Here is a 19,458-nt window from a genome sequence, read left to right as displayed (position 1 = left end):
ATCGATCTCCGGGGGTGCGGGGCGGAGCGCCGGGGCTGGGTCCGTGCGGCCGGTGGCCGCCGGTTCAGGGAGTGCTCGGCCATGTGTGTCCGCCGGTGCTCAGCGAGGGGTCCATCCGCCGCAGCACGGTGGCGACGACCTCGCGTCGCCGGGGGGTGAGGTAGAAGTGGTCGCCGGAGAAGGTGCACACCTCGGTGCGGGCGGTCGTGAGGTCCGCCCAGCCACCGGCCCGGTCGCGGCTGCGCGCCTGGTCGAGCTCCGGGTCGCTGGTGCCGGTCAGTACGTGGATCGGGCAGTGCAGTGGTGGCCGGGCGGTGGGCCGGTACGTTTCGACGAGCCGGTAGTCGTTGCGTACGGTCCCCAGGACCAGGGACCGCAGCCCGGGGTCGTCGAGCACTTCACGGCTGGTGCCGCCCAGCCGCCGCAGTTCGGCGCAGAGCACCTCGTCGCTCTGGAGGTGCACCTCGCCGGCGACCGCCGTACCGGGAGCCGCGCGGCCGGACGCGAACAGCCGGCGGGGAGCCGGTGCGCCCAGACGCTCCAGCTCGTGGGCCAGTTCCCAGGCGACGGCCGATCCCATGCTGTGCCCGAACAGGGCGTACGGCCGGTCGAGCAGGGGCAGCAGGGCGCCGGCCAGAGCGGTGACCAGCTCGTCCATGCTGTCGATCAAGGGATCTTCGAAGCGGTCCTCGCGGCCCGGGTACTGGACGCCGAGCAGTTCGGCCTCGGGGGGCAGCAGTGCGGCCCAGGGCCGGTAGAAGCTCGCGCCGCCGCCCGCGTGCGGGAGGCAGATCAGCCGGAGCCGGGGCGCGGTCCTGTCGCTCCACCGCCTGAGCCACGGGTCGGGGGCGTGCGGCCGGCGGCCGTCCGTGCCGCCCCGGGACGAGGCGCCCGGAAGGGGGGAGGCGGTCACCAGGTCACCATCAGCTCTTCGAGCCCGAAGGTGGCCGAGTCGTGTTTGAAGGCGACCTGCTCACGGTCCACCGCGAGCCGGAGGGTGGGCACCCGGCGGATGAGCGTCTCCAGCGCGATCTCCAGCTCCAGCCGGGCCAGGTGCTGCCCGATGCACTGGTGCACGCCGTATCCGAACGCGACATGGTGGTTCTCCGGCCGGTGGAAGTCGACCTGCTCCGGGTGGTCGAACTGTTCGGGGTCGTGGTTGGCCCCGGCGAGAAGACCGATGACACCGTCGTCCGCGGGTATCTTCCGGCCGGACAGCTCGATGTCCTCGGCCGCGACCCGCAGGGGGATGGAGTCGGCGATGGACAGGACGCGCAGGAACTCGTCGACGGCGGCCGGCATGAGCGAGGGATCGGCGCGCAGTTCCTCCTTGAGGTCCGGCCGGTCAAGGAGCAGCAGTGTGCTGAGGGCGATCATGTTGGTGCTGGTCTCTCGGCCGGCGTTGATGGTGATGCCGATGGTGGAGAGCAGTTCGTTCAGAGTGACCTCGCCGGTGTTCAGGTGGTCCGCGACCAGCGTGGAGATGAGGTCGTCGCCCGGCTCCTCCTGCCGCTTGGCCACCAGGCCGGCGATGAGGCCGAAGAGGCCGCCGAGGGCCTCGGAGACCTGCTCGGCGGTGCTGTGACGGGAGCCGGAGATCCGGGTGACGTCCCGGAAGAACTCCAGGTTTTCCCGGGGGATGCCGAGCAGTTCGCAGATCACCGAGGTGGAGACGGCGTTGGCGTACACGGAAACGAAGTTGACGGGCTCCTGGGCGGCGAGCATGTCGTCCACGAGTTCGTCCACGCGTGCCTGCACCACGGGCCGCATCGCGCGCACCCGGCGCACCGTGAACTCCGGGAGGAGCATGCGGCGGTAACGGGTGTGCTCGGGGGCGTCGGTGCGGATGAAGGGGCGGAGTCTGGCTCCCACCTCCTGCTCCCCCTCGCCGAGCGCGGGGAAGTTGGGGCGGCGGATGTCCGCGCTCACACGGGGGTCCGAGAGCAGCTCGCGCACGTCGTTGTACCGGGACACCACCCACGCTTCACGCCGGGTGGGCAGTGTGACCCGGGCGACCGGGTCGTCGGTGCGCAGCGCGTCGTACTCGGCGGGCGCCGCGAAGGGGCAGCCGCGCCGGATCGGGAAGTCGCGGGGAGCCGCGCCGTCCGGCGCCCCGCTCGTGGAAGGGGGCGCGCTCGCGGAAGGGGCCGCGCCGGGCGTGCCGGAGCTCGGGGGTACGGGAGTGTTCATCGGTGGTCCTCAGTCGTGGGTGCGTGAATCGGGAAGCCGGTGGTGGGTTCGTGGGTGAGTACGGCCAGTGGCGGCGCGCCGGGCCTGGTGGGCAGGGTCCGCAGGGTCATTCCGGACTCGGCGGCGACGTCGTGGAGGCCGAGGGGGACCCAGCGGTAGGAGTCGTGCACCTCGCGCAGCGCGCCCGGTTCGCCGTCCCGGTAGACCCGCCAGGTGGTGTGCAGTCGCATGACGGATTCCTCCGCCTCGTCCGGCGCCCCGGAGAACGACCACTCGTAGCGTTGTTTTCCGGCGACGGCCGTGGCGAGCCGGGTCTCCGGCAGGGTCAACGGCGTGTCGAGGCCCATGAGTTCGACCACGACGAGCCCGCCGGGCGCCAGCCGTTGTCTCAGCCGCTGCCAGAGCCGGTGCCGCTGCGGGGCGTCGAGGTGGCCGAGGACTCCGCACAGCAGCACGGCACCGACACGGTCGGGGAGTTCCAGATCGGGAGCGGCGTCCGCGGTGACGGTGACCCGGGAGCGCAGGTCCGGGTCGCTGAAGACCCGGCTGGTCAGTACGGCGCGCATACCGACGGCCGGTTCGCAGGCGAGGATCTCCACGTCGGGCCTGGCCCGCGCGACGGCTTCGGTCACCAGGCCGGTTCCGGCGCCGATGTCGACCACCGGGCCGCCGCCGAGATCGGCACCGGCCAGCAGCGCGGCGATGGCGGGGGCGCTCGCGGTCGCGGTGTGTTCCGCCGCGACCAGGTCGAAGAACTCCGCCGACGGGGTGTAGGGCGCCGGGCTCTCGGGGTCAGCGGGCCCGGGGACGCTCTCGCCCGCCACCGGGCCGGCGGCGGGGGCGGTTCCGGTGGAATCCCGGGCCGGGTCCGGGAACATGTCGCTGACCGGCAGCGGGTGCGGAGTCTCGGGCCTGACGATCTCCGGCGGTCCCAGTCGTGCCGCGAGGTCGGACCAGATACGGCACACCGCCAGGTCGTACTGTCCGGCGCGCAGGGCGTCACCGCCCTGTTCCGCTGCCTCGCGCAGACCGTCGAGCGCACTGCCGATCGCGTGCGGCCACAGATCGGTGAACACGCTCCGGAAGGTTCCGGTGGTGCCCACGACCGCGGTGGTTCCGAGGCCCAGACCACCGGTCCCCGGTCCGTCCAGGACGAAGCGGCGGTCGGCGTCCCTGCCGATGTGCAGCCTCGGGCTCCACAGGACCGGCCCGTGGGTGTCGGCCAGGGTGAGGACACCGCCGTGCGTACCGAGGGAGATCCGGTGCCAGTGCAGGGCGTGGTTGTCCCGGTCGGACGGATCGAGTTGGTGGTGCACTCGCAGGGTGAGCGGAACACCGCCGATCATGCCCTGGAGGGTGCGGAACGGCTGGGGGCCGATCCGCGCGGGCAGGGGCGCCGGGTCGGCGAAGTGCCAGGGACGCAGGGTCCCCAGTGCGCGACCGAGGATGTCCACCAGCGGGTGCATCAGGTGGATCGGAGTGGCCGCGTCCACGAAGAGCGGCTGCTGCAGGGTGATGAGCCTGCGGGCCGCTTCGGTGAAAGCACGGACAGGACCGACGTACGGATAGTGGGTGTTGATGCGGTAGCGCACTCCCCGGCGGCGGGCGTGCTGGAGGCAGTCCGTCAGTTCGGCGAGGTGCACCGGGTGTTCCTGGAGCACATGGATGCCGCGGTCCATCAGTGCCTTGGCCAGTTCGGTGCCCGCTCCTCCGGAGATCGCGGAGCTGACCACCACACACGCGGCGTCGATGTCGCCCGGGAGGTGGTCGACGTCCGTGTAGTGCGGGACGCCGAGGCTCTCGGCGTGCGCGCGGGAGGCGGCGGAGCCCCGGCTCAGGACTCCGGCCAGGACATATCCGGGACGTCTGAGGACGGCTTCGGTGTAGAACCGGCCGAAGTTGGTGCCGCAGACAAGGACGCGGAAGGGGGCCGCGGCGCTCACAGGGCGCCTTCTTCCACCGGCTCGGTGCCCGTCGTGGCGGCGGCTCCGGTGAGCCGCAGGTCGCCGGCCCCACCGCCGCGGAGGTGGCCGGCCACGGTGTCCGGGTCCAGCACATCGCATGCGAAGTGGACGCCCGGTGGCACGGCGGCCCGCAGCACGGCGTCCACCGCCAGCGCGCCGACAGCGGCCGTGAGCCGGTAGCTGCTGGCCGCCCGCAGGGTCAGTCCGGCCGTCGCCGGCTGACCGGATACGGTCCCCGACAGCTCGAAGTCCATGACGTAGTAGGGCGTGCGCCCGGCCAGGTCGAGGCCGGCGGCGAGGATCAGGCGGTCCGCCAGGTCCTCCGGGTCGGTGCCCGCGGCGAGGCGGGCGGGCAGCAGGCTGAGCAGGTTCCGTACCTGGGAGCCGGGATGGACGTTGTACCAGTCGAGCCGGTCGAGGCCCAGTCCGGTGGCGAGGCGTTCGCTTTCGCCGCTGAGGTACGGCTGTACGGCCACCCGGCCGGGAAAGCCGTCGCGTTCGGTGTCCTCGGCGGCCCGCAGCGCGCGCGGGACCCGCCGGCCGCCCCGGACGGCGGCGAGCGGCTCGCCGTAGGCCGCTCCGTCCGCGCCGCCGGAGGTGAGCGAGAGCATCAGATCCCTCGCCACCGTCGGCGAGCAGGGTTCCAGACCGCCGCAGTACGCGGTCAGACCGGTGGCGCTGTCGAGGCCCTGCCGCGCCAGCCAGCGCGGCAGGAGGCTGGACAGGCCGGGCAGGGCCCCTGCCGACAGGACGACGGTGCGGCCGTCGCGGGCCGGGTCGCCGGCCGCGCGGAGGTCCTCGGCGGCCGGGTCGTCTCCCGCCACGTCGACGCAGTGTGCTCCGGCGGCGAGCGCGGCCGAGGCCACGGTGGCGCGCAGCCGGTAGGTGGGCCCGGCGCAGTTGAGGACGATGTCACAGCCGTCGGTGAAGGCGCTCAGTCCGCCCGGCGCCCCGGCGTCCGCCCGGACGATCTCGTCGCGGCCGGTGGGCTCCTCCTCCGCGAGGGTGCGGAGCGCCGACGCGGTACGGCCGCCCAGCCGCAGCCCGGTGTGGCCGAGTGCCCGGAGTTCGCGCACGGCGGCCCGGCCCACCGCTCCGGAGGCGCCGAGGACACCGATGAGAGGTTGTTCCGTCATCGGGTGATCGCTCCCCTGGTCAGGTCGCTGAGGGTCTTGAGGATGCTGGGCGCGTGTTCGACCGACAGGCAGCTGTAGTGGTCGCCGCCGATGTCGACGATGTCCAGGTCGCCCAGGGTGAGTTCCTCCCAGTAGGCGGTGACGGCGTCCTTGCTGCCGGGGAACGGGTAGGCGCCGTCGTGCCGCAGGAAGGTGATGTCGCCGGCGTACGGCTCGGCGTCGTAGCGGGTGATGGCGAAGACGCTCTGCCGGAAGGCGAGGAACAGCCGTGTCATGTGCTCCGGTTCATAGCTGCCCGCGGAGGCGGGCACCGCCTCGCACATCCGCGCGATCCGGGTGGCGCGGGGTATGCCCGCCAGGGCCCGGAAGCGGTCGGCGACATCGGCGAATTCGGCGGGGAGCGCGGCGAGCCCGCCGTCCGGCAGGACTCCGGGGCTGCCGGCGAGGACGGCGTCGGCCGCCGCGGCCACCCGGTACTGGTCGGCGGGGAAGCCCAGCGCGGCGGGGTCGATCCCCATCATGACGGCGAAGGAGTACTCGGAGAGCAGTTCGTCGTCCAGGCGGAAACGAGGACTGTGGCTGCTGATGACGGTGAGGCTCTCCACCTCGGCCCCGGACTCGGCCAGATTGCGGGCCACTTCGGTGGCGATCAGCCCGCCGAGGCAGTAGCCCACCACATGGAAGCGCCGCCGGCCACCGGCCGTCAGGGCGCGCGCGTAGCCGGCCGCCGACTGCTCGATGAGTCCCTCCGGCGGCGCGGCGAGGAATCCGTTCAGATCGGGGACCTCCACGCCGACCACCTCGGCGAGGCCCGGGGAGCGCCGTCTGATCTCGGTGATCAGCGCCCGGTACGGCATGATCGTGGCCGTTCCGGCGTGCACCAGCACGGTCGTCGGCTCGTCCGCCGACCGCGCGCCGTGCAGCGGGACGACGGGATCGGTGCGTAGCGCGGTCCCGGCCGCCGGCCGCTCCCCCGCGCCCGCCAGGCCGCGCAGGAAGCCGGCGAGCCCGGCCACGGTGGGTCGGCGGAGCATGTGCCGCAGGACGACCTCCCATTCGAGGTCGGCCGCCCGCGGTACGCGCTCGCGCAGCCGGCCCACCATGCGGGCGACCAGCAGGGAGTCCCCGCCGAGGGCGAAGAAGTCGTCGTTCCTGGTGACCCGCTCGACCGACAGCAGTTCCGTCCACAGCTCGGCCAGGCCGCTCTCCAGATCGTCCATCGGCCCGTCGTCCACCACGGGCCGCGCGGTCTCCCGGGGCAGCCAGGTCCGCAGCAGCGACCGGTCGGTCTTGCCGTTGGCGGTGCGCGGCAGTGTGTCGACGACCTGCCACACCGCGGGGAGCATGTAGTCCGGCAGCCTGGTGGCGGCGCCACGTGCCAGTTCCCCGACGGGCACGTGGTGCCGGTCGCCCTTCAACGTGGCGATGAACACCTCCTGCCCGGTGGCGGCCAGTGGGTCCGCCGGGTCCGGCAGGGACACGACGTCCGTTGCCTCGTGCCGGGCCAGCAGTTCGCGCCACTGGCCGTGGGTGAGGAAGGACTGGCCGGTGTGTTCGCGTACGTCGGTCCAGGTACGCCCGGCGACCTCCAGGAATTCCATGGACACCAGCAGCGGACAGTTCTCGTCGCGGGTGTTCTCCACGAACACGAGCTGTCCGCCGGGCACCAGCAGCTCCCGGAGGCGGCCGACCGCCGCGTCCGCGTCGGCGGCGGCGTGCAGGGTGTTGGCGCAGACGACGACGTCGAAGGAGTTGGGCGGGAGGTTCTGCGTACGGGCGTCCTCGTCCACGTCGAAGCGCTGGTAGCGCACCCAGGCGTGGTCCGCGAAGCGCTCGCGTGCCTCGTTGAGGAAGAAGGCCGACGGGTCGGTGAACAGATAGTCCACCCCGTACTCGGCGAGTACGGGCACCAGTTCGCCCGTGGTGCCGCCGACGCCGCCGCCCACCTCCAGCACACGCAGCCGCTCCTCACCGGTGTGCGCGGCGGCGATCTCGCGCAGTGCGGCGACCACGGCCCGGTTCAGGTGCCGGATGGCCAGGTTGTCGCGGTACGCGGCGTCGGCGGCGTCCAGCGCGGCGCCGGGGAAGAGCAGATCCCTGATGCCGGTGTCCCCGGCGATCAGCTCGGGCAGCCGGTCGGCGCAGGTCCGCATGACCGCGAGGAGTTCGGTGCTCCAGCCGACCTCGTGCTCCAACCGCGCCGCTCGCCGCCGGCTCTCGTCCAGCGCGGACGCGGAGACGGCGGCGAGTCCGCCGTAGGTGTCGTCGGCGGTGTTGTGTGTCAACCGCCCCCGGCCGGTGAGGGCGCGCAGCCAGCGGCGCACGATGTGACGGTGCCGGGGAGTGGCCCGCAGGGCCGTCCCCACCTCGTCCGCCGTGTGTGTGCTGTCGTCCGCGAACAGCCCGGCCGCCGCGAGCACGCGCGTCATCTCGGCGAGGGCGACCTCGTCGAGCGCGCCGAGGAACGCCGTCAGCCGTGGGGCGTCGACGGCCGCCGAGGCTTCCCGTACGGCTTCGGCGGCCGCCTTGCGGGCGCCTTCGGCACCCGACGCCACGGGCGTGCCGCCGTCCCGGCGCGCCGTCTCGACGAAGGCGGCGAGGCGCCGGCCGCCGGCTGCGGAGTCGTCGACGACGACCGCGCCCGCGGCCACGGCCGGGTGGGCCTGTACGGCGGCCTCGACCTCGGCCAGTTCGACCCGGTAGCCCCGGATCTTCACCTGTGCGTCCTCGCGGCCGAGGAATTCGATGGTCCCGTCGGGAAGGTAGCGTCCGAGATCACCGGTGCGGTAGATCCGCTCGCCGCCGGCGGGGTCGGTGAGGAACCGCTCCGCGGTGCGCTCCTCGTCTCCGAGGTAGCCCAGGGCGACTCCCGCGCCGCCGATGTACAGCTCGCCGGGGACCCAGTCGGGCCGGGGACGCAACTCGTCGTCGAGCACGGCGAACGTCTGATTGGTCAGGGGCTTGCCGTAGGGGATGCTCGGGCGGGTGGTGTCCACCTCGCCGACACGGTGCGCGATGGACCAGATGGAGCCCTCGGTGGCGCCGCCGAGGGAGATGACCTCCAGTCCCGGGAGGACCGCGCGCGCCTCGTCGGGCAGCGTCACCGGGATCCAGTCGCCCGAGATCAGCGCCAGCCGCAGCGTCCCGTCGTCGGCGGCGGGTTCCGAGCGGAGCCAGTCGCACAGCATGTGCAGTTGGCCGGGCACCGAATTCCACACCGTGACACCGAAGTCCCGCACGAGTTCGGCCCAGTGGGAGGGGTCGCCGCGCCGGTCGGCCGCCGGCAGGACAAGGGTCGCGCCCACCGACAGCGGTCCGAACAGATCGTAGACGGACAGGTCGAAGCTCAGCCCCGCGATGCCGAGGACACGGTCCGCCGCGGTGACGGCGTGGCGCCGGTTGATGTCCTCGATGGTGTTGAGGGCCGCCCGGTGGCTGATCATCACGCCCTTGGGCGTGCCGGTGGATCCCGATGTGTAGATGACGTAGGCGAGTTGGTCGGGGTGCCGGCGTTCGCCTGACGGGTCGGACACCGTGCCTTCCGGCAGGAGGTCGACGGCGAGGCCCGACACGTTCTCCGGGAGATCGCCGATCTCGGCGAGCCAGGACTGGGTGAGGACCGTGCGGACTCCGGCGTCCGTCAGGATCGTATTGCGGCGGGCCGTCGGCTGTGCCGTGTCGACGGGCAGGTAGGCGCCGCCCGCCATCAGGGTGCCGAGGACCGCGACTGCCTGCTCCCAGCCCTTGTCCATCCAGAGGGCCACCGGCTCGCCGGACCGCAGCCCGGATGCCGTCAGCGCGTCGGCCAGGCCGCTCGCGCGGGCGGTGAGCTGACGGTAGGTCAGGGCCAGTCCGGGCGTCCGGACCGCGATGGCGTCCGGAGTGGCCCGTGCCTGAGCGAGCACCGGCTCATGGAGCAGGGTGTCCGGCAGGGGCCCGTCGGTCGCGTTGGCCTCGGCCCTGCGGGCCGCCTGGGCGGCGGGGAGAGCGATACGGGCCGGCTCGTCCCAGGCGGCCTCGCCCGCCGCGCCTTCGGCCGACAGCAGGCTCACCAGTGCGGTGTAGGCGGCGAACATGTCCTCCGCCACTCCGGCGCTGAGCGCCCCCTCCCGGATGTCCCAGGACAGGCTCAGGGTGTCGCCGCGCCGCATGACCTGGCAGTCGAGCCATACCTGCGGCGTCTGGGTGACGGCATGGGTCACCTCCGGGGGTACGCCCTCGGCGGTGGCGCCGGCACCGAGCGCGCTGGTGAAGACGACGGGCATCAGGACGGGCGCCCCGGCCCTGCGGGAGAGTTCGGCCAGCACGTCCGACCCGGTGAACAGCGGATGTCCCAGGTCTTCGAGGAGCTGCGCGCCGATGGTCCTGACCCGCTCGGTGAAGGTCGCCGGGGTGTCGAGGTCGACGGCGAGGAGTTCGAGCGAGGTGAAGTCGCCGACGATTTTGCCGATGTCCTCGTGCAGCGGCGGGCGGTCCACCGTCGGTACGTTGAGAGTGAACCGGGTGGTGCGCGACCAGCGTCCGACGGTCTCGGCGTAGGCGGCGAGCAACGCGCTCGACACGGTCAGCCCACGCCGCGCGGCCCGCTCGGCGAAGCGTTCCCGGTCGGGCGCGGCGAGCGGGAAGGCCAGCCGGCGGAAGCGCACGGGGTCGCCGGACGCGTCGTCCCGGCCCGTGCTCCCGGCTGCTCCGGTTCTGGGTTCCCAGCTTTCCGCGACGGGCAGTTCGGGGGCGGGAGGCAGCGCGTCGAGCCGCTCCGTCCAGTAGGCGCGGTCCCGGGAGTAGCCGGCGCCCTCCCCGAGGGCGCGGCGGGCCAGGACATAGTCGCGGAAGGAGATCCGGGGCGGCTCGGAGAGGGCGGAGCCCTCGTAGCGCTTCTGGAATTCGGCGAGCAGAATCCGCAGGCTGGCGTGGTCGACGGTGAGCATGTCGAAGGAGAGGTGGAGCACGGCGCGTCTGCCGGTCCTGCTCACCTCGACGTCGAAGAGCGGCCAGCGGTCGGTGGGTTTCCGCCGTACGGACATCCGCGCACGGGTGCGTTCGACAGCCGCGTCGGCCTCCGCGTCGTCGGCGAGCCCGGTGAGATCGCTGACGGTGACATCCAGCTCGGGGACTTCCGGCAGTACCCGCTGGTAGCCGTCGTTGTGGATGACAGCACGCAACATGTCGTGCCGCTGGACGAGTTCGCGCCAGACGGCGGTGACGCGCTCCGCGTCCAGGTCGGGGTATTCCAGCTCGACATAGGCGTGGCAGCCGATGCCCCCGTAGGCGTAGGCGTCGGTGCGGCCGATGAGATAGGCGGCCTGGATGTCCGTCAGCGGAAACGGTTCGTGGCGCCCGGCCGCGTCGCCGCGCAGCACGGGCTCTCCCGCTTCCAGATGGCGCAGGATCGCCTCCTTGTGCGTCCGCAGCTCCGCCCGGCGTTCGCCGGTGAGACGGCCCTGCGGGGCCCGGAAGCGCAGTTGTCCGTCCTGAGCCCACAGGACCACGCCCTCGTCGGCGCAGCGGGCCAGCAGTTCAGTGATGTTCACAGTTCTCCGGTTTCATAAGGGGTCGCGTGGGCCGCGAGGATGCGGGTGACGTCCGCGCCGAGGGCCTCGATGGTCGGTGCCGCGAAGAGACGCCTGACGGGGACGGCGGCGCCGAGACGGCGCTCGATCGCGGTGATCAGACGGAGCGCGGAGAGGCTGTCGCCACCGATGGTGAAGAAGTTGGCGTTCCGGTCCAGTACCGGTCCCGGCACATGCTCCTGCCACAGTTCGGCGAGTGCGGTCTCGACCTCGCCCCGCGGTGGCTCGGCGCCGGCCGAGACCGTCTCCTGTCCCGCTGTGCGGACCAGGGCGTTCCGGTCGACCTTCCCGTTGGCGGTGAGCGGCAGTTCGGGCAGCAGCAGCACGCGGGAGGGGACGGCGTAGGCGGTCAGCCGCTCGGCGAGCCAGCCGAAGAGGTCTTCGGTGAGGTCGTACGGCTCCGGCTCGCGCTCCGCTGTCTCCGCTCCGGGGGCCCGGCCGCCGCGCGGTGCGTCCGCGCCCGCTCCGGCGTTCGGTGGCACCGTGACCCGTGCGGTGTCCCGTGGCACGGCGAAGGCGACAAGCCGCTTGGCGGTGCGCTCTCCCACCGCGACCACGGCGGCCCGCGTGACGTCCGGGTGTGCTTCCAGGGCTGCCTCGATCTCGCCCGCCTCGACGCGGTGCCCGGCTATCTTGAGCTGGTTGTCGAGGCGGCCGAGGAACTCCAGCATCCCGTCGCCCCGGTAGCGCCCGAGGTCTCCGGTGCGATACCAGCGCCGGCCGTCCCGCACGACGAACTTCTCGGCGGTGCGGACCGGATCGGCCAGATAGCCGCGCGCCAGCCCCCTGCCGCCGATCCACAGTTCTCCGGGTGTCCAGTCGGGGCAGTCCCGGCCGGTCGCGTCGACCACTCTGTAGTGCTGTCCGGTCAGCGGGCGTCCGTAGGGAATGGACGGCCACCGGGGGTCGACCTCGTCGACGGTCAGGGTGTTCGACCAGATGGCGGCCTCCGTCGCGCCGCCCATGGCGACGAACCGGCAGGGCCGGGCCGTCCGTGCCCTGAGCCGGCCGGGAAGGTCGAGGCCGATCCAGTCGCCGGAGACCAGGGCGGTGCGCATGCCGCGTATGCCGCTCTCCTCGGAGCCTCGCTGTTCGTCGGCGTCGAGCAGCAGGTCGAGCAGGGCGGGCACGGTGTTCCACACCGTCACGTCGTGCCGGCCCACCAGCCCCGGCCAGCGTGCCGGCTCGCGTCGCAGCTCCTCCGTGGGCAGCAGCACGGACCCACCGGCGGACAGCAGGCCGAAGATGTCGTACACCGACAGGTCGAAGTCCAGTGCCGACAGGGCGAATACGCGATCGTCCTCGCCGATGCCGTGCCGGGCCCCGATGTCCGCGACGGTGTTCCAGGCGGAGGCGTGGCTCATCTCGACACCCTTGGGCTCACCCGTCGAGCCCGATGTGAAGATCACATAGGCGAGCGCGTCGGGAGACATCTCCCGTGGCGCCGGCAGCGGTGGTGCCTCCTGGGTGGCCTGGAACGACAGAACGCGTGGCGCTGCCCCGCCCGTCTCGCCGTCCCGCTCCATGACAGCGGGCCAGTCGCCGACCACCAGCCGGAAGCCGGCCGTGGCGCGTATCCGCTCCAGCCGGGCGGCAGGCTGTTCGAGGCCCAGTGGTACGTAGGCGGCGCCGGCCGCGATCACGCCCAGCACGGCGGCGATCTGTTCCGGACCCTTGGGAAGCGTGATGGCGACCAGGTCGCCTTCCCGGACGCCCGCGGTCACCAGGGCGGCGGCGGTCCGCAGCGCCTGCCGCGCGAGCGTGCCGTAGCCGACGCCCGTACCGTCCGCAGTGACCAGGGCTGTACGGCCGGGACGGTGCGCGGCGCGCGCGAAGAACGCCTGGTGCAGGAGCGCGGGAGGCACCTGCTCCAGGCGCGCCTCCCGGGCCGCGGCGGCGCGCCGCTCCCGCTGGGCGGCGGGCAGCAGGTCGGGAAGAGGCGATGCCCAGTCGCTCGTCACGAGGTGACGCAGCAGCCGCGTATGGGCGTCGAACATGGCGTCGAGTACGCCCGCGCTGAACAGTTCCTCCACCGCGTCCCAGGTGATGACCAGTGCCCCGGCCTCCTCGGTGACCTGGTTGTCCAGGCAGACCTGCGGTGACTGCGAGATGCCCCAGACCTTCGCCGGGAAGCCGGTGCCGGGACCGTCCAGCGCCGCGTCACCGACCCCGATGGCACTGGTGAACACCACGGGTGCGGCAGCGTCCACGGTGCCGGTGCGACGGCCGAATTCGCGCAGCAGCCAGTCGACCGGCACATCCTGGTGGTCGAGATCCTCGGCCTGGCGCCGCTGAAGCGCGGCGGCGGCGGCCCGCCACCCGTGCTCCGTACGGCGGTAGCCCGCCAGGGACAGCGAGGTGAAGTCCCCCAGCACACGGTGGATGTGGGGATGCACATCACGCCGGTTGAACAGCGTGAGGGTGACGGTGAGCGCGTCGGTCCCGCTCCAGGCCGCCAGTACCTCGCAGTACAGGGCGAGCAGCACGGTGGACGGTGTGAGGCCGTGCCGGGCGGCGCCCTCCTTGAGGATTTCCCAGTCCGTCGCGGCCAGGCGCAGCCGGCGCCGCGTGAAGGCCGGCGCGCCGAGCGTCGAGGGGTCGCGGTCGAAGGGCAGCGCCGGAGGCGGTGGCAGTTCGGCCAGCCGTCCCCGCCAGTGCTCGCGGGCCCGGATGACCGAGGCGGGATCGGCGGGAAGCTGGGTGAGGTAGTCGCGGAACGAGACGTCGACCGGCGGCAGCCGCAGGTCCGGGTCGGCGTAGAGGGCGTTGAGTTCCGCGTAGAGGGTGGTGATGGAGAGCGCGTCGAGGACGAGGTAGTCCAGGCCGACGCCGATCCGGGTCCTGGTGCGGCCGGTGCCGTCCGGGTAGCGCACCGCCTCGATCGCGAACAGCGGCCACCGCGCGGGGTCGCGTACCTGGTGGGACATGCGCTCGCGCAGGTGGGCCAGCGCCTCAGGGGCCCCTTCGGGATCCACGTCCCGAGTCGGTATGCGCGGGGCCGGGACGGCGGGCAGGACGCGCTGCGCGCCGTCGGTGACGACCGCGCGCAGCATGCCGTGCCGTCGCACGAGGGTCGCCCAGGCCCGCTCCATCCGGTCGAGGTCGACATCGGCGCCGTCGAACTCGCTGTAGTGCCAGGTGCCGACGCCGCCGAGGGTGAAGCCGGGATCACGGCCGGTGTGATAGGCCGCCTGGACATCGGTCAGCGCGAACGGCTCGTGGGCGTGCGCGGGATCGGGCACCAGGACAGGCCGCGTGGCCTCGGCGGCTCCCGTCGTGGGGCTCAGCGTCCGGCAGAAGTGCTGGAGCACGGGGTGGGTGAACAACGCGGCGACCCGGGCACCGGGGTAACCGGCGGCGTGCAGCCGGCCGATCAGGCGGGTGGCGATGAGCGAGTCTCCGCCGAGCCGGAAGAAGCTGCTGTCCCTTCCGATGTCGCTCACTCCGAGGAGTGCGGCCCATGCGGAGGCGACCGCGGTCTCCACCGGGCCGGCCGGCGCGCTGGTCGGGACGGTCTCCTCGCCTGCGGCGTCCGTCAGGGCCCGGCGCACGGCGGTCCGGTCGAACTTGCCGTTGGCGGTCAGTGGCAGATCGTCAAGGACCAGGATCCGTTCGGGAACCATAGGGGCCGGCAGCCGTTCTGCGACCCGGGCGCGGAGCTCGTCCGCCTGGGGCGCCGGACCGCGTGCCGACACGGCCGCGGCCAGCCTCCGGACCGGTGTCTCCAGGACGGTGGCGACCGCGTGCCGGACGGCCGGGTCGGCCTCCAGCGCGGCTTCGACTTCGCCGAGTTCGACGCGGTGACCGCCGAGCTTGACCTGGTGGTCGGCGCGGCCGAGGAATTCCAGGACGCCGTCGGGCCGGTAGCGGGCCAGATCACCACTGCGGTACCAGCGCTCGCCGTCGTACTCGACAAAACGCTCGGCCGTGCGCTCCGGGTCCGACCGGTAGCCGGTCGCCACACCGCGGCCACCGACCCACAGCTCTCCGGTGACCAGGTCCGGACAGTCTCGTCCACGACCGTCGACCACGCGCGCCCGTGTGTTGCGCAGCGGGACCCCGTACGGCACGGACTTCCAGGCAGGGTCGGGTTCGGCCACCTCGAAGACGGTCGAGTGGACCGCCGCCTCCGTCATGCCCCCGAGCGCAACGAAGCGGCAGCCCGGGACGAGGGCGCGCAGCCGGCCGGGCTGGTCGAGTCCGATCCAGTCACCGCCGAGCAGGACCATGCGCGGGGAATCGCCCAGGCCCGTGTCCTCGGCCGCCGCCATCAGCAGGTCGAGCAGGGCCGGTACACACTGGATCAGTGTCACCCGGTGTGCGCGTACGAGCCGGGCCCAGTGGTGGGCGTCCCTGCGGTGCTCCTGCCCGACGGCGACCACCTGGCCGCCGAGGGACAGCGGGGTGAAGATGTCCCAGGTGGCGAGGTCGAAGTCCAGGGCGGAGATCGCGAGGGTGCGGTCGCCGGGACCGAGGCCGAGCTGGTCCTCCAGCGCCTCGATGGTGTTGACGACGGCGCGGTGCGGCACCTCCACTCCCTTGGGCAGCCCTGTGGAGCCCGAGGTGAAGAGCACATAGGCGGGCAGTGCGGGGTCCGGCCGGGCGACCGGTCCCGGTTCCTCGGTGAGCGCGTCCTCCAGAAGCAGCACCGGAGTTGGCGAGGCGTCCGCGCACAGGTGCGCGTGGGCCCGGTCGGTGAGTACGGCGGACGGGCTCGCGACGGCGTGGATACGCGCGCGCCGTACGGCGGGCTGTTCCACTCCGACGGGTGCGTAGGCGGCGCCGGCGGCCAGTACGCCCAGCACGGCGGTGATCTGGTCGGCGCCCTTGGGCAGGGTCACCGTCACCACGTCGCCCTCACGCACCCCGTGACGGCGCAGATGCGCGGCCACCCGCCGTGCCGCCCGGGCGAGTTGGCCGTAGGTCCGGGTGTCGCCGTTCTCGCGGACGACGGCGGTGCGCCGGGGCTCCGCCTCGGCGAGCCGGAAGAAGCGCGTGTGCAGGGCGCGGTCCGGAAGCGGTGTGGGCGGCAGCGCCGCGACCGCTCGCCGGGCCGGCACGCCGGGGTCGAGCAGGGCGCCGACGGGCCGGGCCCAGGCGGCGGCGTCCGTGACAAGGCCGGTGATCAGCCGGCGGTACGCCTCGAAGGCCGCCTCCGGAACGCCGGGCTCGAACAGGCCGTCGCGTACGTCCCAGTTGAGGAGGAGGCCGCCGTCGAGTTCGGTGACCTGCGCGTCCAGAAACACCTGCGGGCCCTGGGAGATGATCCAGACGGGCCGGCCGAAGGACTTCTGGACGTCCTGCTCGAAGATCTCGCCCAGCCCGATGGCGCTGGTGTAGACGACGGGTGCGAGCACCGGGGTGCCCTCGACGCGTGCCAGGTCACGCAGCACCTCCACTCCGCTGTACGCGCCGTGGGAGATACCGGTCTGAAGCCGCTCCTGCACCTGCCGGGCCTGGCAGGCGAAGGGCAGCGGGGCGCTCATGTCCGCGTCGAGCAGGACCGAGCTGCTGAAGTCGCCGACGAGTCGCGCCACTTCGGGCGTGAACATCTCCCGGTCGAACACCGGGAGGTTGAGCAGGAAGCGCGGGCTGCCGCTCCAGGCGGCGATGACCTCGGCGAAGGCTGTGGCGAGAGCGGCCGCGGGGGTGATGCCATGGCGGCGGGCGGCGCCGAGCAGCGCGGCCTTGGCCTCCGGACCGAGCCAGTGGTGCAGCCGCCTGGAGTGGGTGAGTGTCTTGTCGTCCGCCTGTACCGGGGTGAGCGGGTCCACGGTGGTCGGCAGTCGTGGCGCGCGGGGCAGTTCGGCCAGCCGTTCCCGCCACCAGGCGGCGTGCTGTTCGCGCTCGGGGCTCCGGCGGCGCTCATGTTCGACGAGGTACTGGCGGTAGTCGAGGGTGAGTCCGGGAGGCGCGTCGTCCGGTGACTCGTAGAAGCGCCGCAGGTCGGAGAGGAGAACCCGCAGGCTCAGGGCGTCTCCGGCCATCATGTCGAGGTCGAGCTGCAGGCGTGTCCCGCCGCCCGGGAGCAGACACAGAGCGGCCTGGAAGACCTGGCCGGCCGCGATGTCCGCACGTGCGTGGGTGTGGTGTTCGCGTAGCCGTTCCAGTTCCGATCCGGCCTCGTCGGCGGTCAGTTGGCGCAGGTCGTGGAGGGTGAGTCCGGTGCTCGCGGCTCCGAAGCTCTGGCGGCCCTCGTCGTCGAAGACGGCCCGGAGCATGCCGTGCCTGTCCACCAGTGCCTTGAGCGCGTTGTCGAGCCGGCCGGGATCGACACCGTCACCGTCCAGCTCGACATAGAAGTGCGCGGCGACACCGCCCAGGGGCTGGCCGTCCTGGCGGCCGATCCAGTAGGCGTGCTGCATCGTCGCCAGCGGGAAGGTCCCCGCCTCCGCCGCCCGCTCACCGCCGGGCGGGGTGCGGGCCGCGAGCTGCCCGGCGGGCGGTGTGTCGCACCGGGCCTTCTCCGTCAGCAGACGCGTCCAGGCGTCCAGGGTGGGGTCACGGGTGAGGTCCTGGAAGGTGACGGCATTGCCGCCGCGGCGCCAGTCGCCGACGAGGGCCATCAACGTCAGTGAGTCAAGGCCGAGTTCGAAGAGGTCACGGTCGCCGTCCACCTCCTGCGGGGTCATGTCCAGCGCGCGCGCCACCGCTTCGCGCACCGCCGCCGGTGAACAGGCTGGGCGGTTCGCGGAGCCGTCCTGCGGTGTCTGTGCCGTGGAGGCCGGTTCATCGCTCACTGACGGGGGGTCCTTCCGGTCGGAGATGTGGTGCGCGGGTTCGTCGGCGAACACCGAGCGGCGTTCCGCTCACGCCCGGTCCGGCTCGGTCCGGCAGAGGCCCGACCCGGCGTCACATGGAAACGATTATCATTTCAATGAGCTTATCGTAGACAGATGACAGGGCTGCGCGCCAGCACCCGGGCAGACGGCGATGAAAGGCAGACACCGTGAACAACACCCAACCCACCTGGCCCGAAGCCGAATCGGAGCGCTATCGCGCCGCCGGACACTGGCAGGGCGTGACCTTCGGCACGTCCTTGCGCCGCTGGGCGGCGGAACACCCCGAACGCACCGCCCTGGTCGACGGAGACCGGCGCTGGACCTACGCGGACCTGGACGCCGAGGCCGACCGCATCGCCCACGGGCTGCGCGGACTGCGGCTGGGCAGGGGGGACCGGGTGGTGGTCCAGCTCCCGAACCGCGCCGAGTTCGTGCTGGTCTGGTTCGGCCTCCAGCGGCTCGGCGCGGTACCCGTCCACGCCATGCCCGGCCATCGGCGCAAGGAGATCGGTCATCTCGTACGCGTCTCCGGGGCCAGCGCCTGTGTCATCCCCGACCGGCACGCGAGATTCGACCACCGTGAACTCCTGCGGCAGACACTCGCCGAGCAGGGACCCGGGGGCTCACTGCGCCATGTCGTGGTGGTCGGCGACCCCGGTCCGCACAGCGACTTCATCCGGTTCGAGGAGCTGCGCCGGGCGGCCGGACCCGTGAACGGCCTCGCCGGGGACGACGGCGGGGCCGACCCCGGCGACCTGGCCCTGCTGCTGCTCTCCGGCGGCACCACGGGACTGCCGAAGCTCATCCCCCGGACGCACGACGACTACAGCTACAACGCGCGCGCCTGCGCCGGCGTCTGCGCGCTCGACGCCCGTGCCGTGTATCTGGCGGTGCTCCCGATCGGCTTCAATTTCACACTGTCCTGTCCGGGAGTGCTCGGTACGTTCTTCACGGGAGGAACCGTCGTCATCGCTCCGGATCCCAGCCCTCAGACCGCGTTCGCGCTCATCGAGCGGGAAGGGGTGACGATCACCTCGCTCAGTCCGCCGCTCGTCCCGCACTGGATGGACGAGGCCGCGTCCGGGGTGTCGGACATCAGCAGCCTCGCGGTGGTCCAGGTCGGCGGAGCGCGGCTGCCCGACGGTCTCGCGCGTGAACTGGGGCCGGCGCTCGGCGTCACGGTGCAGCAGGTCTTCGGCATGGCGGAGGGCCTGATCAACCTCACACGTCTTGACGATCCGGAAGAGCTCGTCTGCACCACTCAGGGACGTCCGGCCTCACCGGACGACGAGGTCCTCGTGGTGGACTCGGAAGGCCGGCCGCTGCCGGACGGCACACCGGGTGAGCTGCTGACCCGGGGACCGTACACACTGCGCGGTTACTACCGGGCCGAGGAACACAACAGGACGGCCTTCACGGCGGAGGGCTTCTACCGGACAGGCGATGTCGTACGGCGCCTCCCGTCCGGGCATCTTGTGGTGGTGGGCCGGATCAAGGACCAGATCAATCGCGGCGGCGAGAAGATCGCCGCGACCGAGGTGGAGGAGCAGCTGCTGACACATCCGGCCATCACCTCCGCCGCCCTGGTCGGCGTGCCCGACGACCGCTGGGGCGAGCGCGCGGTCGCGTTCGTCGTGTGTACGGACGCCGTTCCGCGCGCCCGTGAGCTTGCCGCCTTCCTGAAGGGCCGCGGGCTGGCGGACCACAAGGCTCCGGACGAGGTGGTGGAGGTCGCCCACCTGCCGCTGACCGCCGTCGGGAAGATCGACAAGGCGGCACTGGCCCGGCGGCTGACGCAGGCGTGAAAGGCGGGAGG

At 72.6% G+C, this 19,458-nt stretch carries 7 protein-coding genes; 1 reads left to right on the top strand and 6 read right to left on the bottom strand.

Going from position 1 to position 19,458, the window contains the following annotated elements:
* Positions 1-64: 64 nt before the first annotated feature.
* From ABZ707_RS07065 to ABZ707_RS07040, 6 genes are read right to left on the bottom strand one after another with little or no spacing between them, the layout of a single operon-like run.
* Positions 65-913, bottom strand: a complete 849-nt coding sequence (locus tag ABZ707_RS07065) for an alpha/beta fold hydrolase (protein ID WP_360169057.1) — start codon at positions 911-913, stop codon at positions 65-67.
* A complete protein-coding gene (locus ABZ707_RS07060; protein WP_360169054.1) occupies positions 910-2,190 on the bottom strand; it encodes a cytochrome P450 in 1,281 nt (426 codons plus the stop codon). Before ABZ707_RS07060 ends, ABZ707_RS07065 begins: the two co-directional genes overlap by 4 nt.
* Complete coding sequence (locus tag ABZ707_RS07055) at positions 2,187-4,133, bottom strand: Gfo/Idh/MocA family oxidoreductase (RefSeq protein WP_360169051.1); 1,947 nt, start codon at positions 4,131-4,133, stop codon at positions 2,187-2,189. Before ABZ707_RS07055 ends, ABZ707_RS07060 begins: the two co-directional genes overlap by 4 nt.
* A complete protein-coding gene (locus ABZ707_RS07050) occupies positions 4,130-5,290 on the bottom strand; it encodes a saccharopine dehydrogenase NADP-binding domain-containing protein (RefSeq protein WP_360169048.1) in 1,161 nt (386 codons plus the stop codon). The genes ABZ707_RS07055 and ABZ707_RS07050 overlap by 4 nt, the downstream gene beginning before the upstream one ends.
* The gene (locus ABZ707_RS07045) at positions 5,287-10,821 is read right to left on the bottom strand and encodes an amino acid adenylation domain-containing protein (protein WP_360169045.1); all 5,535 of its coding nucleotides are present in this window, start codon (positions 10,819-10,821) and stop codon (positions 5,287-5,289) included. Before ABZ707_RS07045 ends, ABZ707_RS07050 begins: the two co-directional genes overlap by 4 nt.
* Positions 10,818-17,522 carry an amino acid adenylation domain-containing protein gene (locus tag ABZ707_RS07040; RefSeq protein WP_360169886.1) on the bottom strand — a complete coding sequence of 2,235 codons (6,705 nt, stop codon included), beginning with the start codon at positions 17,520-17,522 and terminating at the stop codon, positions 10,818-10,820. Before ABZ707_RS07040 ends, ABZ707_RS07045 begins: the two co-directional genes overlap by 4 nt.
* A gap of 287 nt (positions 17,523-17,809) precedes the next feature.
* On the opposite strand from ABZ707_RS07040, the gene ABZ707_RS07035 reads away from it, so the two are divergent.
* Entirely contained in the window at positions 17,810-19,447 is a 1,638-nt protein-coding gene (locus tag ABZ707_RS07035; protein WP_360169042.1) for a (2,3-dihydroxybenzoyl)adenylate synthase, read from the top strand.
* Positions 19,448-19,458 lie beyond the last annotated feature (11 nt).

It is taken from the genome of Streptomyces sp. NPDC006923 (assembly GCF_040635655.1).
Classification (GTDB): Bacteria; Actinomycetota; Actinomycetes; order Streptomycetales; family Streptomycetaceae; genus Streptomyces.
Note: the sequence above shows the minus strand (reverse complement) of the source record. Positions and strands in the feature narration are given on the sequence as shown.

Coding starts and splice junctions, on each gene's coding strand:
- ABZ707_RS07060 (WP_360169054.1), bottom strand. CDS start 2,190: ATGAACACTCCCGTACCCCCGAGCTCCGGCACGCCCGGCGCGGCCCCT.
- ABZ707_RS07050 (WP_360169048.1), bottom strand. CDS start 5,290: ATGACGGAACAACCTCTCATCGGTGTCCTCGGCGCCTCCGGAGCGGTG.